An 18,736-nucleotide genomic window follows, 5' to 3' on the forward strand; every position below is an offset into this window, starting at 1 on the left:
TTTCATTTTGAACGAAATATCCCCACTACTTAATCGATTTATATTTTCGATAAGTCAGTGGGGATGTGTTTATTCTCCTAATAATTTAGCAACACGTTGTTGTTGGATCTTACCTGTGGGATCAGCTTTGGTTTTTAACTCTGTAAATGTTTCAGACCATGGAGAGGTACGTGTTCGAATAGATGGTTCTTCATTTTCTATTGTATCAAGGATGACTTGTGCGACTTCATTTGATGTTTGAGACGAACCGGGGCCATAATTTTTCTTAAGACCGTTTAAATAAGTATTAAGAATAGGTTTATATTCATCGCTTTGAATGCCTCCCGTTGAATCGAGTTGAGCCATAACGTTATTTGTGAATTCAGATTGAATGCCTCCTGGTTCAATCACTGAAAATTTAACGTTGAACTTAGGTTGTACATAGCTTGAGAGTGCTTCAGTATAACCTTCGACACCGAATTTAGTTGCGCAATATATTTCATTGAAAGGTTGACCTACCAAACCACCTACAGATGAAATATTAATAATATGACCTTCTCTACGTGCTCTCATTGAAGGTAAGACTGCTTTCGTCATACGAATCACACCCATCAAATTTAAATTCAATTGCCACATGATTTCGTCATCACTCGCGTGTTCTGTTGTCTTAACAAATCCAGCTCCTGCATTATTAATTAATATATCTATTTTTTCTTCATTCTTTAAGATTCTTTTAACAGTAGTTTGAATACTCTCTATATCAGTTACATCAAGTTGTTGAATGATTATATCTAAATTATTTTCTTGTGCTATTTGTAATAGTGTATCTTGTTTATTTAAGTTACGCATTGTCGCATAAACTTTATACCCTTGCTTTGCCAGTAAGATGGCAGTTTCATAACCTAACCCAGTTGATGCTCCGGTAATGAGCACGATCTTTTTATTCATTACATATTCTCCTTTGTTTAATGTTGGTTAAGTATTTACTATTCAAATATTAAAGTCAATTGATAAGATTAATGACGGTAGCTTTAGTTGTTTTCAGGAAAATGAAAAACCGCCCAGACATCTTATGAACTAAAAGACGTCTGGACGGCTTTGTTTATGACCAATGTTGTTCTACTTTTCCAAATTTCCAAATTAGCGTAGAAATCAGCCATGTTACCAAAAATAATGCGACTAGAATGTAACCTAAATAATCAAATTGAATGGATTGAATAAAATCCCAAAAACGCCCTTTAAAGTCAAACTTATCAGCTATAATTTGAAGTAATTCAATGACACCAATCACTAAGGCTGCAATCACGGAAATAGCTGTGATTGTGATATTGTAATAAATCTTACGAATAGGATTGAAGAATGCCCAGTTGTAAGCTGATTTCATCACAATACCATCTAATGTATCTAATAAACTCATACCTGAAGCGAATAAAATAGGTAAAGACAAAATGCCGATAAATGAAATAGCTTGTTGAGAAGCACCTGATGATAATGCGAGTAAAGCAATTTCGCTTGCGGTATCAAAGCCTAAACCAAATAAAAATCCTAAAGGTAATACATGCCAACTACGACTAATCACCTTGAAGTATGGACCTACAAAACGTGATACAAAACCGCGTGCTTCTAATAACGCATCAACTTCCTCTTCATTAACACGTTGATGACGCAATTTGGCAAATAATTTTATGAGAGAAACTAATATAATTAAATTCAATATACCAATTAACACGAGGAAGAAACCTGAAACCAGTGTACCAATGGTTCCACCAATGTCTTGAAAATGAGGTAGTTCGCTTTTAGCCCATTTAACAGAGATTCCAAGCAATACTGCCATTAAAAAGACAACAGTCGAATGTCCAATCGAAAAATAAAAACCTACGCCGACAGGGTCACGGCGCTGTTGTAATAATTTACGAACGGTGTTATCAATAGCAGCGATATGATCCGCATCAAACGCATGTCGCAAACCGAGTGTATAGGCAAGAATGCCCATTCCAAAGAGAATATGATGATCTTTTCCAGCAATCCATAAGAAACTAAACCCGATGATATGTAAAAAGATAACGATAGTGATATAGGGGAGCCAACTTAATTTACGGTGATTTATCTTACTCACTGAATAACCTACTTTCCATATGTGATGCAATTATTTTACGCTTTAATCATAGAAATGCCTATAATTTGTAAGAAAAAGTGACAACACTGTTATACCTAATTGTGTTTCATTCAGTATCCAATGTGTAATAGTTGAGTGTGTAATCAATGAAAAGAAGGTAATTGTAAGGAGGAAAATATATGTCTGAAGAAAAAGGTTGCGTAAAGTGCGGTCACACTGAAATCGAGGAAGGAACACTTTCGGCGACTGGATCAGGTTTATCGAAAATGTTCGACATTCAACATAATAATTTTAAAACAATTACATGTACAAATTGTGGTTATACTGAGTTTTATAAAGAAAGTGCAAACCGTACAAGTGACTTTATAGATTTATTCTTTGGAGGATAAAACTTCATCGTTGAAATAATCGTATTCATTCATGGCGAGTAAAAATTTAATCACTCAGTCTGTACTCACAAACAGATTTGTATCATTCATTGAGTAGAATTAGTAAACTAAATAAGCATACTATCAAATGAGCTGAAATAATGCTCATTTTTTATTTTACATAGAGTGAGGGGGCTTATCATGGCATCTGAGTATAAAAAGGGAATATTTTTTGCATTAGGCGCGTATGTATTATGGGGAATTCTTCCTATGTACTGGGAGCTCATCAATCATATTGGCGCTTTCGAAATACTTGCTTTTAGAATCATTTTCTCAATGATTTTTATGATTCTTGTACTCATCGTAGGACGCAATCAACGACAAGCGTTCATCAGAGATGTGAATCAGTTATTTTCACATCCTATACAACTCATCGCAATTATTGTGGCTGGATATGTGATTACAATTAATTGGGGAACCTTTATTTGGGCTGTAACGAATGGTCATGTACTTCAATCAAGTCTAGGTTATTATATTAATCCTCTAGTCAGTATTGTGCTTGCACTTATTTTCTTAAAAGAGAGATTCAACAAATTTGAATGGCTAGCAATCATCTTTGCATTAATCGGTGTACTCTATATGACAATCAAAATTGGAGAATTTCCATTCGTATCTATCATGCTTGCACTATCGTTTGGCGTCTATGGTCTCCTTAAGAAGGTTGTTCACATTGATGCGATTAGTAGTATAGCTATCGAATGCATTGTAACTGCGCCAGCGGGTATTATATATGTCATTTATTTATGGCAACAACATCACATGACATTTGGTTTCAACATGTCATCATTTTGGCTTATCTTTTCAGGGGCAGTCACAGCGATTCCATTAATACTGTTCTCTGCAGGAGCGAAACGTATACCTTTATCACTGACAGGATTTATTCAATATGTAGGGCCAACGATTATGTTTATACTTGGTATCTTTGTATTTAAAGAAAAATTCGATATCAATCAACTTATTACATTTATCTTTATCTGGATTGGTATTATTTTATACAGCATTTCTCAATATATGAATATTAAAAGAAATCCAATTGCAAAATAATTATTTCATTATATTTTCTCAGTAAAAGGCACATATATTAAAAAAATGGGAGAGGGACAGAAATATAATTTAGCAAAATTATTTTCGTTGTCCCACCCCGGCAAGGATGGCTAGGATTGAAAGAAGCTTGATATAAGTGAACTTTCAATTCAGACATCTACTGCCAATATGTTAAAGAAGGCTGAAACATTTAATTATGTCTCAGCCTCATTTCTATATCTAGCGATCATTTATTTTTCTTTGTTATTCATCTTAAATGGCCACCAATTTCCTTTACCAAATGTAGCCACCATAGACGGAATGAATAAAGGTAAGATGAGTAAGTTATAGATGAGCAATCCAATAATTAATACGGTAGCGATTTGCATTAATGTGAGCGCACCAGATGTATAAAGTGCTGCCACCGTTCCGATAATAATGATACATGCTGTAATAATAACTGTACCCATTTTCTTCATAGCAGTAATCAGTGCAGTATGAATATCATCGTTTTGAACCTCTTCGTTAAATCGATTGAGTAAGAAAATAGCATAATCGATACCCAGTGAGAAGAGAATAACTAAACTAAAGAATGGTACGACAAGTAATACACCATTACCACCGAATGCATGATCGAATATGAGATTAGCAATACTCATTGATACATAGTATGTGAGGAGTATTGAGAACATCATATATAGTGGCATAATAATTGAGCGTTTAAATATAACGAGTACGATAAATGTGATTAATGACATGAGTATAATCACTTTTTGCATATCTGAATTAATAGTGTCATTTAAATCAGAGTTTTGTGACGTAATCCCACCATATTCAATTTTACTGTGATCAAAGCTTGTATCATTCGTTTGATTTGAAACTGTATCCTTAATGTCATTTAATGTTTTAAACGCAGACTTAGAATAAGGATTTTTATCAAGCTCTACGTTGAGCAGTACCACTTTTCCATTATCGTCACTGTACTGATGAATGGCTTGTTTCATATCTTTGTTTTTCATCATGTCATCAGAGATATACATACCAGATTGGTTCACGCTCTTATCGTTGGCCATACCGTCTAAGTAAGATTGAATCTCTTTTTGACCGTTCATTACTTTTTGGTTACCTTGTTGGGCTTGTTGTAAGCCTTGAGATAATTGACCAGCTTGTTGCGTGATACTTTGTGATGCAGCTTGTGGATTTTGAGAGCCTTGTTGCATTTGTTGTTGAACCTTTTCAGAGTTAGTATAAGGCTCAACTTTACTTTGCATATCTCCTAAGCCACTATTCACTTGTCCTAAACCATTATTGGCTTTATTTAATTTCTTCTGAATCGTATCGAGTTGATTTGTTGCTGATAGTTGTTTGATTGGTGTACCTGTAGGACGAGTGACTGTGTTTACACCTTTCACACCATCTATTTTATTAATACTTTTAGAAAGTGATTCGAGATCTCCTAATCCCTTGCTCGTTGTTAATTTATGGTCATCTTTAATGGCAATAGTGACTGGGAAGGCTTCACCAAGTTCAAATTTATCTTTAATGATGTTGATGGCTTTAACTGAGTGATAGCTGTCACTAATTTCATTTGTGTTATCGTAAGTGATTTTATTAGGTGTAAAGTAAATTAATGGGATAAACACTGCGAGTATCACTAAGATTGTGAGGAATGCATTTTTAATTGAAAATGAACCCAACTTACCCCAGAACTTGTTATCTTTGTGGCTTGTAGATTTCTTACTAGGCCAAAAGATTTTTTCACCTAACAATGACATAATCAATGGTAATAATGTGTAAATAACGAGCATTAAACAAATAACACCAATACCAATGCCAATGGCAGATTTAAATAAGTCGAATTTAGCAAATAAAATGACTAAGAAACTTACGAAAATTGTAAGTCCACATAATAAGATAGTTTTACCACCACTTACAAACGTGTTATAAACAGCAGTTGATTTATCATTTTTACCTAGTTCTTCTTTGAAGCGGTTGAGTAATAAAATACAATAATCTGTGCCAATACCGAATAGTAAAGCTACGAGGAACGGCTGAATATACACGGACACTGGGAAATCAAAGTATTTTACTAATATCGCTACAATTGCAGAACTAAATACATATGAAATACCCACAATAAATAATGGGATGAATGGTGTGACTACTGAGCGGAACACCGCAAATAAAATAATTAAAATGAGAATGACCGTAACAATTTCAGTTTTTTGTAAGCCTGCATCAGCACTTTTATTAATATCTTTGGTCATTAAATCATTATTTGTTAAATACACACCTTTGAAATGTTGATCTATTTTGTTGATATTGTTTGCGACCTTTTCAGAGTTACTAGATTTTAACTCTATCGGAAGCATGACCGTTTTCTTATCTTTAGAAACGACTTTATTGAATGTATCTTTATTTGTATATGGTGAGATGACGTTATCAACGTTATCTACTTTTTTAATTTTTTTAATATAAGATTCTAATTGGTCGTTTCCATAACTGTTAATCGGTTTCTTCAAGTCGATGACAGCGACCATAGAATTAGAGTTTGCACCGACATCTTTTAACATTTGTTCATATTTTTGTGATGTAGTATCACTCGGAGGCTTAATTTCACCTTTCTCTTTTGCAAGTTGAGATAAATTAGGTGAGAAAATAAGGGATAGAGCGATAACAATAATCACTAATATGGATATCGGCCATTTAAATTTTAATAAAGCCTTCATCATTTTTTCCTCCTATTTCAAAATTTGAGCAGTATTTCCTTGGAAAATATTTTGTTTATCATTTTCATTAAAATACCTAGATTCTTCAATATTTTTCTCCATTTTGGCAATCCAATCATTTGGGGCATAATGTGCATCTGAACCAAATAAAATATGTGATTTGTCCGTTACTTCATTTAAACTGGCGAATGCCGATTCACCTGTTGATAGTGCTGTATCATAATAAAATTGACGCATATAATCTTCAGCAGATTGTGATAAAGTGCTCCAACGATCCAACCCTTTTTTATATGTTTTGAACATTTGAGCGTATCGAATTGGATGTTTGGCAACTTCTTTAGCTAAATCTGATTTTTTACCAGTAATAAATGATTTAAGTCTATTTTTAGGATCTTCCATTACATATTTTTGAGTATTTAACGTTTCATTAATACGCCATTTCAAATACGGCAAGGTTCCACCAGCATGTGCTAAGATAAATTTAATATTTGAATAGCGCTCCATCGTTCCACTGAAAATTAAATTCGAAGCAGCGCGCGTTGTGTTAAAAGTAAATTCTTCAATAAAGTCAGCAAATACAAATTGAGGTGCTTTAAACCGAGATGATGCAGAACTAGGATGGACGAATACAATGGCATCACGTTGATTCAAGTTAGCCATCACATTATCAAATTCATCGTCACCTAAATAAGATTGATCATAGTTTGAAAGCAAACCTACACCATCTAGTTTTAAAACATCTAAAGCATATTCGATTTCTTTAATCGTTTCTTTAACGTGAGGCATAGGAAGTAATGCTAAACATTTAAATCTTCCTGGATAGGTGCGCTTAAGTTCAGCTTGATACTCATTAACTTCACGTGCGACTTTCGCTGCTTGTTTTCTTTTAAAAGGTAATGTCGCTGGTTCTGAGATAGATGTGACACCAACTTGAATGTTCAATGCATCCATCATTTGAATACTATCTTGAGGTTCCCAATCTTTGATAGGGTAGCCACCCGCAGTGGTCACGCCAATTTTCTTTAATGCATCTTTATAAATTTTGGGAATAATATGGTGATGAATATCTATAATCTCACGTTTATTATTCATAATAAGAACCTCCCTTTATTAATTACCATTGATTTCTGATACAATATAATCAAACTTAATAGACGGTGTGTCTATTAGATAAAATAGCACAGAAGAATAAGAATGTCCTCCTTAAAATTTTGCGGAAAACGACTTAATAAACAAATTAGGATGAAATGTTAATTAAATTAGATTTAATAGACTTAAGTTAGGAGTTGTCTAGAATGGATAAACGTCAAATTAGAACAAATAAGTATTTGAAAAAGGGATTAACACAACTAATGAATGAGGAAAGTTATTCAAAAATTACGATTCAGCAACTTGCGAATGCAGCAAATATCAACAGAAGTACTTTTTATTTACATTATAAAAGTAAAGATGACTTCCTTAATTCAATTATTGAAGAAACCATCAATGAAATGATTGAATATGTGAAAAGTAATCCAATGAATGAAGATGCGATTTTCAATATAGATTTTGAAATTTCATTTTATAGACTACTAGAATTTATTGAACTTAACTTTGAATTTATCAAAGTGCTAATTATGAATATGAATAATACGTATTTCAGGGCTTTACTTGTTCAAAAAGTAAGAGAGGAAATCTATTATCCTTTACTGGAGAAAAACGATGTGAACATTGACTTTAAAAAGGATATTATATTGAACCATACCATATATGGACATTTAGGGGTTATTGAGCGCTGGATGAATAGTGAAGTGGAATATGGATCACATTATATAGCTAAAGTTCTCGTGGAAATTTCAAACCATCCCGTCCACCAAATGTTAGGAATAGAAGCCGAGTGTAATTAAAAAAGAATCGCCCTAAAAAGAGCGATTCAACTCTACATAATACCAATTAATTTCATCCATAGTGAACCTAATCCAATCCAAATGATAAAGTACATGATACCGAGTACGAGGTTCATCAGCCACCAACGTTTCTGAGACACATAACCTGATGCATAAAGGATTGGTGCCGGACCACTACTATAATGCGTTGTTGAAGCAAGTAAGTTACCGAAGAAACCTAACATTAATGCACTAAATAATGGTGGTGCTCCAGCTGCTACGGCTACGCCTAGGAGTGCGGCATACATTGCACTGACGTGGGCCGTTGCACTTGCGAATAAATAGTGTGAATAGAAGAAGAATAAGATAAGTAAAATAAGTACGATTGGCCAACTAAATCCACCTAAACTATGTGCGATGATTTTACTTAACCAAGGAATAAATCCTAGTTTATTTAACTGATCAGCCATAAGTACAAGAACTGAGAACCATACAAGTGTATTCCACGCCCCAGATTCATTTAAAATATCTTTCCAATTTAATACACCAGTAAGTAATAGCAGTGATAACGCAATAAATGCTGTGAGCGTTGCGTCAACATTGATAAAGCTTCCTGTTACCCATAGTGCCAATGCGATGATAAAAATCGCAATCATAAATTTCTCTGCTAAAGATATTTTGCCCATTTCGTCTAATTGTTCGTTTGCCCATTTTCTAGCGTTAGGCGTTTCTTTAACAGTTGGAGGGTACATCTTATAAATAATGAATGGAACAACAATAAGTGAAATAAGACCAGGCACGATAGCTGCAATAAACCAATTCATCCATGTGATGTGAACATGTGCAGTCTTCTCTGCTAAACTTTGAGCAATAGGGTTACCAGCCATTGCCGTTAAGAACATGGCCGCAGTAATTAAGTTACCTTGGAATTCTGTGAAAATTAAAAAGGCACCCATCTTTCTTTCAGTACCATCTTTAGGTGTTGAACCAAATGATTCTGAAAGAGATTTGATAATAGGGAACATAATTCCGCCTGCACGTGCTGTGTTACTAGGTGTTGCTGGTGCTAAAATTAAATCTACACCAACAAGTGAATATGCTAGTCCTAACGTTTTCTTACCGAATAATTTAACGAATTGGAGTGCAATCCGTCGACCAAGACCAGTTTTAACAAACCCTCTTGAAATGAAAAAGGCCATAGCAATCAGCCAGATACTACTATTACCAAATCCTTGAACAGCCGATTTAGTATCCATAATGCCAACGAGTACCATAATCGTAAAGCCAATGATAGATACAGCACCGATGGTCATAGGTTGTGTGATACATGCGATAATCGTAGCAACAAAGATCGCGAACATGTACCAAGCTTGATCATTTAAGGCATCAGGTTTAAAAGGGGTAAGCGCCCAAATAAACAAACCTACGACAATTGGTAGGATGAATTTACGATATTTTACCGTATTCTCCATAATAACTTTCCTTCTTTCTTTTAATGTTCTTTTTTACATTTCAATCATAGTCTTCTGAAAATGATATGTACAGACCTAAAAGAATTTTAATGAGAAAGATTATCAATAAAGGTGCTACACTTTTGAAAACATAAAAATTCCGACAGCTTAATCATAAGCCATCGGAATAATCAAACGGTTTATTGCGCAGATTTTAACACACGTGTCATTTCTTCGATTTTGCCCGCATGTAATGGGATGTGTAATGCGTTCAGTACAAGAAATTCTTCTAAAGTTTTACATCCTGCGACAGGTTGATCTACTTCTTTTTCAAGGTCCTTATCAGTTAAATGTCTCGCACGTTCAGGTAATGTTTTAATATCATTTAAAATACTTTCAATGGAAGGAACATCTTCATTTCCCCAGTCAGCAGGCTTTGTGCCAGTACCAAATAATCGACCATACTTTTCAACATCTACAACTTCTTGGTTACCCATAGATAACGCTTCTTCGAACACAGTTAACACATGTCCATATTGCCAATGCAATGTATTTGGAAATACGCTATCATCTTTATCTAATACTTCCACCACATCCCAGTCGTCATAAACACTTCTGATATAATTCACACCGAAATCTATAACATCATAAACTGTTTTAGTCATTCTCTATAACACCCTTTCAAGTGATTACTTAATCATTCTTACAGGACTTGTCTACCCGCTTTGGAAAATGACTACTCATATAGGATAGAAACGATTTGAATTCATTATAAAGGTTTGTTTATCATAAAAGTAAGACATATTGAATATAGGTGAAAGCATGTATAAATACTTTAAGCGAAATCGATTTTCTACAAAATCTTCCGACATTAAAGGGAATTCAGAAAAACATATTGGTACGATACAGAAAAAATATAGTAATATTTTCCAACGTATCATTAGCTTCTTCACTATGGGCTTTATATTTAATCAATTCACGATTTATGATAACCATCAACATTTGATAGCGCATGTTAAAGTAAAGACCCAAATGACACAAAAGCATTTCGAGGTAACCTACTATTCGAATAGTGGGGAATCTCAAATTCTATTTGATAAACAAAGTAATGGTCGTGAAGAAACATACGGAATAATGAAATATAATGGAATCATTTACAATATTCATTCAGATGAAAATAGATATACGGTAATTAAAGATACGAAAAGAGAAAATGAAATAGCAAGTTGGAAACAGATTGGTGACTATGCACACGTGGAAGGGAAACATGAAGTATTTGATGAGAACCAATTGTTATTTATACTGATTTTACATTCCTTCGCAAACGTTCATGTGACACGAAGTGTATGGAATCCATTTAGTCCAGACACCACAGGCCCACCAATTATTTAAAAGGAATCTAATAATTAGTACCTGGTGTTAAAATCTTTGGTGTGATACGCTCTAATTATTCATAATATTAATTAGGGGAGTTAGAGATGAATTCAATCGCAAGAATTACGGCTCAAGGTGCATACGTACCTAATAAAGTATTAGATAACTTTGAACTTGAAAAAATGGTTGAAACAAATGATGAATGGATAGTTCAAAGAACAGGTATTAAAGAAAGACGAATCGCTGATAAACATGAGCAAACAAGTGATCTAGCTTACAATGCTGTAAAAAACTTAGAAGATAGATATAAAGTCGATATCAGTGATGTGGACTTCATCATAGTCGCTACGCTTACTCCTGATTTTAAAACGCCTAGTGTTGCGTCTTATATTCAGTATAAATTAGGAATTGAACATGCCGGTGCTATCGATCTCAATGCTGCTTGTGCCGGTTTTACATATGGGTTACAATTAGCCACTTCATTAATTAGTTCAGGGATGCACCGTAAAATTTTAGTTATTGGTGCAGAGACACTTTCTAAAATTACCGATTATACAGATCGCTCAACATGCATTCTATTCGGAGATGGGGCAGGAGCATTTCTCGTGGAACGTGACGAAGAACAATCTAGTTTTATGGCATACACGAACGGTTCAAATGGGGGTAAAGGAAAAAATCTTTATGCTACAAATACGGGATTAAAGTTTGATAATGAAGAATTAAATTGTAATGGACTTATTATGCAAAATGGTCGTGAAGTATATAAATGGGCTGTTTCTACCGTTCCTAAAGAAGTTAATCAATTATTAGCTAAAGCAAATATGAATGTGGAAAATATCGACTGGTTTGTACCACATAGTGCTAACCAAAGAATGTTAGAATCAATTGCGCATAAACTTAACTTACCAAAAGAAAAATTATTAACAAGCATTCAATACTATGGAAATACATCTTCAGCTTCAATTCCTTTGGCTATAGACTCAGCTATTAAAGAACATAAAATTAAAAATGAAGATAAACTCGTATTATTTGGCTTTGGTGGGGGGTTAGCTTATTCGGGATTAGTTATTGATTGGAACATACCTACAAATTAAATATACGCTCGCATTTAAGAAGCGATGAATGTCATAAATAAAGTATGCATTCATCGCTTGTTTTGTTGTTGAAAATATAATTAATGTGTTTCTCCTAATGCGACTTTTTTATCTTCAAGGGTATCAATTGCTTTGATTGCAGCTGTTAATCCTTTAACAATTGTATGAATAGACATTGAAGGTTTGTCCGGTTTATTAATCGTTTGTTCTGGAATAAATGGTACATGAATGAAACCAAATCGCAAACCTGGATATGATTTGTCAGCTAAATAACCTAATTGATATAGAACATGATTACATACAAATGTTCCAGCAGTATTTGATAATCTACCTGGTACACCGGCATTTTGAATTGCTTCTGTCATCTTTTTTACAGGTAAATTTGAGAAGTAAGCTGGTGGGCCATCTTTTTGAATGACTTCATCAATAGGTTGATTTTCTTTATTATCTGCAATACGTGCATCATCAATGTTAATACCAATACGTTCAGGTGTGATTTCAAATCGACCTCCCGCTTGACCAATTGCTAAGACGACATCGAAATCATTTTCAGCTAAGGCTTTAGAAATGACCTCTTTCGATTCATGAAAGACTGTCGGGATTTCTAACTTTGTGATGCTATGATCGCCGATAGTATCATCTAATTGTTTGACTGCTTCTAAAGCTGGATTCATCTTTTCTCCTCCGAAAGGATCAAATGCTGTAACTAGAATTTTCATAATTTGTGACCTCCTTTAATATTTAAAATGCCCAAAAATACATCAATGCAATATGAATAACAATTAATACGAGTGCGATAGGGGCTTGTGCTTTAATGACACCAAACTCTTGTTTCATCTCTAATAACGCAACGGGTAAGGTGTTAAAATTTGCGGCCATAGGTGTGAGTAGTGTTCCACAGAAACCAGCTGTCATTGCGAGTGCACCAGCAACAATAGGATCTCCGCCTTGTGATATAACGAATGGAATGCCGATACTTGCGGTAATCACTGTAAAGGCAGCAAAGGCATTACCCATCAACATTGTAAAGAGTACCATACCTAGAATATAGGCTATGGCACCGATAAGATGATTGCCTTCAGGTAAGAATGAGGAAATCCCTTTTGAAATTACTTGTCCCACACCGCTTGCAGTAAAGAGCACGCCAAGTGCCGCTAAGAACTGAGGTAGGATGCCAGTTGTACCAACTTGTTGTGTTAAACGGTCACTATCATATAATGTGAATGATAGCTTGGGTTTAATAATCAATAGCGCTGTAATCAATCCAACTACAGATGACACGCCAAGACCAATGGCTCCACCTAGAGGCGTCCAGTTCGAGACGATGACTGCTACCACTGCTAAGACAACTGCAGGAATAAAGAGTTTATTGCCATACTTGGCAGATCCCTTTTCTGCTTCCTTATCCGTGACGTCGATAATATTTTTAATTTTTACTTGCTTGAAAAGGGTCAACACGCCCATAGATAGAACGAGCATACCGTTAATCACGTTTGGAATATAAGGACCACCTATGAAAAGTATAGCCAGTATCGTCCAGAATGCCGCAGTACCTAAACTTTTAGATTTATCAGTTGAGCGTAAAGAACGATAAGCAGTATATAAAAATTGCAGCCCGATAAGGATGTAGAAGATTTCTAAAATATGATTTAAGGTTGTTTCACTCATGATCTTTTACCTCTTTATGTCCATATTTTTTATTGAAATAGCGATCGAGTAGAATATTTTTAATCCACACGAGAACCAAAGTGATAATAGCAATTGGAATTGACGCGAGTACTAAACTCAACGCGTTGACTTTGATGTTGAGCGTTTGGAATGTGCCAACCATAAGTAAGACACCAGCAGCTCCCACGAATAAGTTTTGTCCGAAGAAGTTACCATAGTTCTCCATTGCCGAAGCTTCAGCTTTTAACTTTTCAATGTCTTTATTATCAACGTCTTTGTCGGATAGGTTGTAACGCGTACGAAGGGCACCTTGAACCATTGGGTTAATTAAAGGTCTAACGAATTGAGGATGACCTCCGACACGAATTGAAGCAACACCAGCAATTTCACGAATAATTAAATATAAAGTAAGAAGTCGCCCGGTGGTAATTTTCTTGACGTTACTAATGAGTTTTGATGCTTGTTGTTTTAATCCAAAACGCTCAATCAAACCAACCATCGGGAGAGTAAGCATAAATAGCGTTACGAGACGTTGATCGACAAAGGCTTTGCCAAGTGTAGATAGCACTTCGACTATATCCATACCAGCAACAAGACCTGTTGTTACAGCTGCAATCAAAATAATTGCGATGGTGTCGAACTTAAGGATAAAGCCAATAATAATGATTAAAATACCAATCAATTTAATCCATTCCATAAAAACGCTCCTTTGTTACGATAATCTCTTTCCATTTTTATACATTGTTTAAAACAATAGCTACGGAAAGAAATTAATAAATAAGTTTTAATTTTCTTAATATTAGCATAGCTATATTTATTGAAAAAGAGAAGATAAAACAAATTAGAAAAAGTGTAATAATTTGTGACAAATTAAAGTAATAAAACTTTCAAATTATAAATAACAAGAGGGAGAAATATCGAATTCTTGGATCAATGTAAAAAATTTATGACGAAATGTTTAATTATAAATAGCGCATCGGAATATGGATATAAAATAAGCCCTTAAAATGAATTCTAGTCAACTCATTTTAAGGGCTAAAGTAATTATCACTTAAGCATGTGCATGTTCTGGAACATCTTTAAAGTTTTCTAAACGACGGTTCCATTCTTCATCACTAATATCATGTTTTGCAACATAACGATTACGTTCATGTTTTGCGCAGTCATATGAGCATGCGCCTAAGTATTTTTCCTCGTTTTCTTCTGAAACAAGAATTTGTTTATTACATTCTGGGTTTGCACAGTTAATATAACGTTCACAAGGTGTGCCATCGAAGTGTTCTTTACCGATAACAGTTTTTTCAACTTGGTTCACATCAACACTAATACGTTCATCGAAAACGTACATTTTTCCATCCCAGTATTCACCTTTAGTCTCAGGGTCTTTACCGTAAGTTGCAATACCGCCATGTAATTGTCCTACATTTTCGAAACCTTCCTTAACTAACCAACCTGAGAATTTTTCGCAACGGATACCGCCAGTGCAATATGTCACAATATTTTTACCATCTAATTGATCTTTATTATTACGAATCCATTCAGGTAAGTCGCGGAAACGTGTGATGTCAGGACGAACTGCGCCACGGAAATGGCCTAAATCGAATTCATAGTCATTACGTGCATCTAAGATAATTGTATCTTCATCTTCTAAAGCTTCTTTAAATTCTTTAGGTGAATAGTATTTACCTGTTGTTACGCGAGGGTCTACATCATCTTCTAAACCTAAAGCAACGATTTCTGTTCTTGGTCGAACGTGCATTTTTTTGAATGCATGACCTTCAGCTTCGTCAATTTTGAAGGTTAAGTCAGCGAAACGTTCATCTGCATGCATATGTTCAATATATTTATCTGTATCTTCTTTTGTACCAGATAAAGTACCGTTAATGCCTTCTGTAGAAACTAAGATTCTACCTTTTAAATTATTTTCTTTGCAGAATTCTAAATGTTCTGCAGCAAATGTTTCGGGGTCATCGATTGTTACGTATTTATAGTATAAAAGTACTCTATAATCCATTCTTACATTCTCCTCTTTCAATTCTTCTCTATATAGGGACGATAATTTATATAAATGTCATAAGCTTATAAATATTGATGCTGTTTACATTTTTACCATTATAATATTGTACCAAAATGATAAAGAGTTTCAATATACTAGCACATAAATCATTCTTAAAGATGATATTTTTTGAAAATGTAAGCCTATATTGCACGTCATTTTCAGAGAGAAAATATTTAAATGTAAGCGATATCATGTCGTTGTAATGACAATTAGCATAAGTTCTTATAAAATAGTAACAAAGTGTTAAAAAGAGAAAGAGGGGTTTGAATAATGAATAATCAAGACTTGCCTACATTAAAATATATTGGGAAATCTGCAAGTGTTGCGCCAATTGTATCTGAAAATGAGTTGCAAACCGTTACAGCAGAGCCTTGGGTGAAAATTTCAGATAGAGGGTTGCAGTTAGAGGGGTTAAACTTTAATCGTGAAGGCCATTTATTTTTATTAGATGTCTTTGAAGGAAATATTTTTAAGGTAGATCCTTCTACGAAAGAGGTTTCACGTTCATTTGTATCTGAAAAAACAAATCCTGCAGCAATCAAATTTCATAAAGACGGGCGTTTATTTGTATGTTATTTAGGCGATTTTAAAACTACTGGGGGCATCTTTGCGACTAATGAGGAAGGAGAACAATTTGAGGAAATCGTTTCTGAATTGAATACAGAATATTGTATTGATGATATGGTCTTCGATAGTAAAGGCGGCTTTTATTTCACTGACTTCAGAGGATACTCTACGAAGCCTCTTGGGGGCGTATATTATGTCTCTCCGGACTTTAAGTCAATCACACCAGTGATTCAAAATATCTCCGTAGCAAATGGTGTAGCGCTAAGTACTGATGAACGCGTACTATGGGTTACTGAAACAACTACCAATCGTCTACATCGTATTGAATTAGAAGAAGATGGAGTGACTATCGCACCGTTTGGAGCGACGATTCCATATTATTTCACAGGACATGAAGGTCCAGATTCATGCTGTATCGATAGTGATGACAACCTTTATGTAGCAATGTATGGTCAAGGACGTGTCTTAGTCTTTAATAAAAAAGGTTACCCGATTGGTCAAATTCTAATGCCAGGCCGTGATGAGGGTAAAATGCTACGTTCAACACATCCACAATTTATTCCTGGTACGAATCAATTGTTAATTTGTACGAATGATATTGAGAATGGTTCTGAAGGTGGTTCAATGATTTACACAGTAAATGGATTTGCCAAAGGACATCAGAGTTATCAATTTCAATAACCCTAAGTTTGTTTTTGGAAGAAAAAAGTAAATTAAAAAAGGCGTAAATTAAAAATTGGGCTATAGGATGCATTGTTACGATATTTAAGTTTTGGCTAGACAATCGTAATAAAAAATAAGCGACGCTATAGCCCACCATTAAATAACCCCTCACTATAAGCGACGGTAGTGAGGGGTTTGGTGTTGCTAATGGAACTAATTTATAAATGTATTATACCACCATGTGTAACATATTGCAATGTAAAATGATAGTGATGTTGCATTCTATTAATCTTCTAAACTGAATTCAGCAGATGCTTCGAATTTTACGTCTTTACCTAACATTACGCCACCAGTTTCTAAAGCTTGGTTGAAGCTGATGCCATATTTTTCACGATCGATTGTACCAGTAACGATGAATCCTGTTACTTGCGCACCATTCATAGGATTTTTGCTTACGCCATTAAATTCAACGTCAAATGTTTCTTCATGTGTTTCACCTTTAATAGTTAAATCGCCAGTTACTTTATTTTCTGATATTTCTTTAGTTTCAAATGTCCATTTATCATTTTCATCTGTAGCGAAGAAGTCTCCAGATTTTAAGTGATTGTCTCTATCTTCATTTTGAGTATCGATTGAGCTTGGAATGATAGTTGCAGTTGCTTTTAGTGAACTTAAGTCATTAATGTCTCCATCTAATTGAACATCGAATTGTGTGAATGTACCTTTTACTTTAGAAACCATTAAGTGTTTGATTTGGAATTGAATATCGCTGTGTACTGGATCAAATGTAAATTGTGTCATAAAATAATTGCCCCTTTTTTTATTATGTTTAGGTATAATTTTTATACCTGATATAAATATTATAATACTAGGGTGGTCAAGTTGCAATAGATAAGTATGATGTTGGATAAATTTTTTTAACGCCTTCTATTTATTAATTATCCTTTTTGGATATAAATTATCAATTGTGTTCAAATGTAACTATGTGTGGGGATGATTGATGTAGGGAATAATCGTTGTGATAAATGATTTCTAAATTGAACTATAGAGAGGTGAATGGGTATGAAAGATATTTCAAGAGGTATCAATCATATTGGTTTAACAGTACCTGATATAGAAGAGGCTACGGAATTTTTCAAAAAAGGTTTAGATGGGAAAATTGCATATGATAGTCAAAGAAAAGACGAAGAACCGCGGGGAGGTAAGCATGTCGAACACATCCTTGGCATAGGTAAAGGTGTTCAAATTGTTCACAAACGGATGATGGTATTTGGGAATGGGCCTAATATAGAAATGTTTGAATTTGAAAATGCAAAACAACGAGGGCCTGAATCGTTACAAGATGTGGGTTATACTCATATTTCATTTTATGTGGATGATTTCGAAGCGGCTGTCGCAAAAGTAAGATCGGCAGGCGGGGAGCCTATATCTGAGTCACATAGCAATACAAGATATGAAGATACTGATGGAAACCAAACAGTTTATGTTAAAACGCCTTGGGGAAGTCTTATCGAATTACAAACTGTTCCTAATGGATTTTATTATCCTCCAGATAGTGAGGCGGAAGTGTTTACGCCAGAGGAATAAGAGATTTAAACAGAAATGACATTTTAAAGACCAAACAAGTTTTTAATTGACTTTAAAGATAAGAGGAAGTAATATAATTTTAAATCGTAATTATTACGATTTTAGAACGATAGATAATGAGTGGTTTGCACAT

19 protein-coding genes are annotated in these 18,736 nt (G+C 34.4%); 8 read left to right on the forward strand and 11 right to left on the reverse strand.

What is annotated here, in order from left to right; translation table 11 throughout:
- Positions 1 to 69: 69 nt before the first annotated feature.
- On the reverse strand, positions 70 to 927 hold the full coding sequence (locus tag JMUB898_RS00780; protein ID WP_002444797.1) for an SDR family oxidoreductase: 858 nt from the start codon (positions 925 to 927) through the stop codon (positions 70 to 72).
- Positions 928 to 1,081: 154 nt separating this feature from the next.
- Entirely contained in the window at positions 1,082 to 2,095 is a 1,014-nt protein-coding gene (locus JMUB898_RS00785) for a HoxN/HupN/NixA family nickel/cobalt transporter (RefSeq protein ID WP_002444795.1), read from the reverse strand.
- A 179-nt stretch (positions 2,096 to 2,274) separates the two neighbouring features.
- Between JMUB898_RS00785 and JMUB898_RS00790 the strand changes: the two genes are divergently transcribed.
- Positions 2,275 to 2,484, forward strand: coding sequence for a zinc ribbon domain-containing protein (locus JMUB898_RS00790; RefSeq protein ID WP_002444793.1), 210 nt, complete (start codon positions 2,275 to 2,277; stop codon positions 2,482 to 2,484).
- A 180-nt stretch (positions 2,485 to 2,664) separates the two neighbouring features.
- Positions 2,665 to 3,567, forward strand: a complete 903-nt coding sequence (gene rarD, locus JMUB898_RS00795; protein WP_002444791.1) for an EamA family transporter RarD — start codon at positions 2,665 to 2,667, stop codon at positions 3,565 to 3,567.
- Between the two features lie 230 nt (positions 3,568 to 3,797).
- Here the strand turns inward: rarD and JMUB898_RS00800 are convergent, their stop codons facing one another.
- Entirely contained in the window at positions 3,798 to 6,275 is a 2,478-nt protein-coding gene (locus JMUB898_RS00800) for an MMPL family transporter (RefSeq protein ID WP_126501873.1), read from the reverse strand.
- A gap of 12 nt (positions 6,276 to 6,287) precedes the next feature.
- Positions 6,288 to 7,367: an amidohydrolase family protein gene (locus tag JMUB898_RS00805; protein WP_002444785.1), complete on the reverse strand. Its 1,080-nt coding sequence runs from the start codon at positions 7,365 to 7,367 to the stop codon at positions 6,288 to 6,290.
- 203 nt (positions 7,368 to 7,570) lie between these two features.
- Between JMUB898_RS00805 and JMUB898_RS00810 the strand changes: the two genes are divergently transcribed.
- Positions 7,571 to 8,161, forward strand: coding sequence for a TetR/AcrR family transcriptional regulator (locus JMUB898_RS00810; protein ID WP_002444784.1), 591 nt, complete (start codon positions 7,571 to 7,573; stop codon positions 8,159 to 8,161).
- A 32-nt stretch (positions 8,162 to 8,193) separates the two neighbouring features.
- Here JMUB898_RS00810 and JMUB898_RS00815 read toward each other — a convergent pair whose 3' ends face one another.
- Both JMUB898_RS00815 and JMUB898_RS00820 read right to left on the reverse strand, forming a co-directional pair.
- On the reverse strand, positions 8,194 to 9,612 hold the full coding sequence (locus tag JMUB898_RS00815) for an anion permease (protein WP_002444782.1): 1,419 nt from the start codon (positions 9,610 to 9,612) through the stop codon (positions 8,194 to 8,196).
- 179 nt (positions 9,613 to 9,791) lie between these two features.
- Positions 9,792 to 10,256: a DinB family protein gene (locus JMUB898_RS00820; protein WP_002444781.1), complete on the reverse strand. Its 465-nt coding sequence runs from the start codon at positions 10,254 to 10,256 to the stop codon at positions 9,792 to 9,794.
- Between the two features lie 157 nt (positions 10,257 to 10,413).
- On the opposite strand from JMUB898_RS00820, the gene JMUB898_RS00825 reads away from it, so the two are divergent.
- Complete coding sequence (locus tag JMUB898_RS00825; protein ID WP_126501874.1) at positions 10,414 to 10,983, forward strand: tubby C-terminal domain-like protein; 570 nt, start codon at positions 10,414 to 10,416, stop codon at positions 10,981 to 10,983.
- A gap of 86 nt (positions 10,984 to 11,069) precedes the next feature.
- On the forward strand, positions 11,070 to 12,059 hold the full coding sequence (locus JMUB898_RS00830; RefSeq protein ID WP_095323437.1) for a ketoacyl-ACP synthase III: 990 nt from the start codon (positions 11,070 to 11,072) through the stop codon (positions 12,057 to 12,059).
- A gap of 80 nt (positions 12,060 to 12,139) precedes the next feature.
- Here the strand turns inward: JMUB898_RS00830 and pcp are convergent, their stop codons facing one another.
- The 4 genes from pcp to trhO all read right to left on the reverse strand — a co-directional run bounded on the left by pcp (position 12,140) and on the right by trhO (position 15,741).
- Positions 12,140 to 12,778 (reverse strand): pyroglutamyl-peptidase I, encoded by a 639-nt coding sequence (gene pcp, locus JMUB898_RS00835; protein WP_002444775.1) that lies wholly within the window; start codon positions 12,776 to 12,778, stop codon positions 12,140 to 12,142.
- Between the two features lie 22 nt (positions 12,779 to 12,800).
- The gene (locus JMUB898_RS00840; RefSeq protein ID WP_002444773.1) at positions 12,801 to 13,727 is read right to left on the reverse strand and encodes a DUF979 domain-containing protein; all 927 of its coding nucleotides are present in this window, start codon (positions 13,725 to 13,727) and stop codon (positions 12,801 to 12,803) included.
- Positions 13,720 to 14,424 carry a DUF969 domain-containing protein gene (locus JMUB898_RS00845; protein WP_002444771.1) on the reverse strand — a complete coding sequence of 235 codons (705 nt, stop codon included), beginning with the start codon at positions 14,422 to 14,424 and terminating at the stop codon, positions 13,720 to 13,722. The genes JMUB898_RS00840 and JMUB898_RS00845 overlap by 8 nt, the downstream gene beginning before the upstream one ends.
- 354 nt (positions 14,425 to 14,778) lie before the next feature.
- The gene (gene trhO / locus JMUB898_RS00850; RefSeq protein ID WP_002444769.1) at positions 14,779 to 15,741 is read right to left on the reverse strand and encodes an oxygen-dependent tRNA uridine(34) hydroxylase TrhO; all 963 of its coding nucleotides are present in this window, start codon (positions 15,739 to 15,741) and stop codon (positions 14,779 to 14,781) included.
- A gap of 315 nt (positions 15,742 to 16,056) precedes the next feature.
- Between trhO and JMUB898_RS00855 the strand changes: the two genes are divergently transcribed.
- Positions 16,057 to 17,034: an SMP-30/gluconolactonase/LRE family protein gene (locus JMUB898_RS00855; RefSeq protein WP_002444767.1), complete on the forward strand. Its 978-nt coding sequence runs from the start codon at positions 16,057 to 16,059 to the stop codon at positions 17,032 to 17,034.
- Between the two features lie 62 nt (positions 17,035 to 17,096).
- Complete coding sequence (locus JMUB898_RS12730) at positions 17,097 to 17,153, forward strand: type I toxin-antitoxin system Fst family toxin (RefSeq protein ID WP_259336301.1); 57 nt, start codon at positions 17,097 to 17,099, stop codon at positions 17,151 to 17,153.
- 148 nt (positions 17,154 to 17,301) lie between these two features.
- Here the strand turns inward: JMUB898_RS12730 and JMUB898_RS00865 are convergent, their stop codons facing one another.
- Entirely contained in the window at positions 17,302 to 17,817 is a 516-nt protein-coding gene (locus JMUB898_RS00865; protein ID WP_037541759.1) for a YceI family protein, read from the reverse strand.
- A 261-nt stretch (positions 17,818 to 18,078) separates the two neighbouring features.
- Between JMUB898_RS00865 and JMUB898_RS00870 the strand changes: the two genes are divergently transcribed.
- Complete coding sequence (locus JMUB898_RS00870) at positions 18,079 to 18,603, forward strand: VOC family protein (protein WP_037541758.1); 525 nt, start codon at positions 18,079 to 18,081, stop codon at positions 18,601 to 18,603.
- Positions 18,604 to 18,736: the final 133 nt, after the last annotated feature.

The sequence above is a fragment of the Staphylococcus caprae genome (assembly GCF_003966625.1).
GTDB lineage: Bacteria > Bacillota > Bacilli > Staphylococcales > Staphylococcaceae > Staphylococcus > Staphylococcus caprae.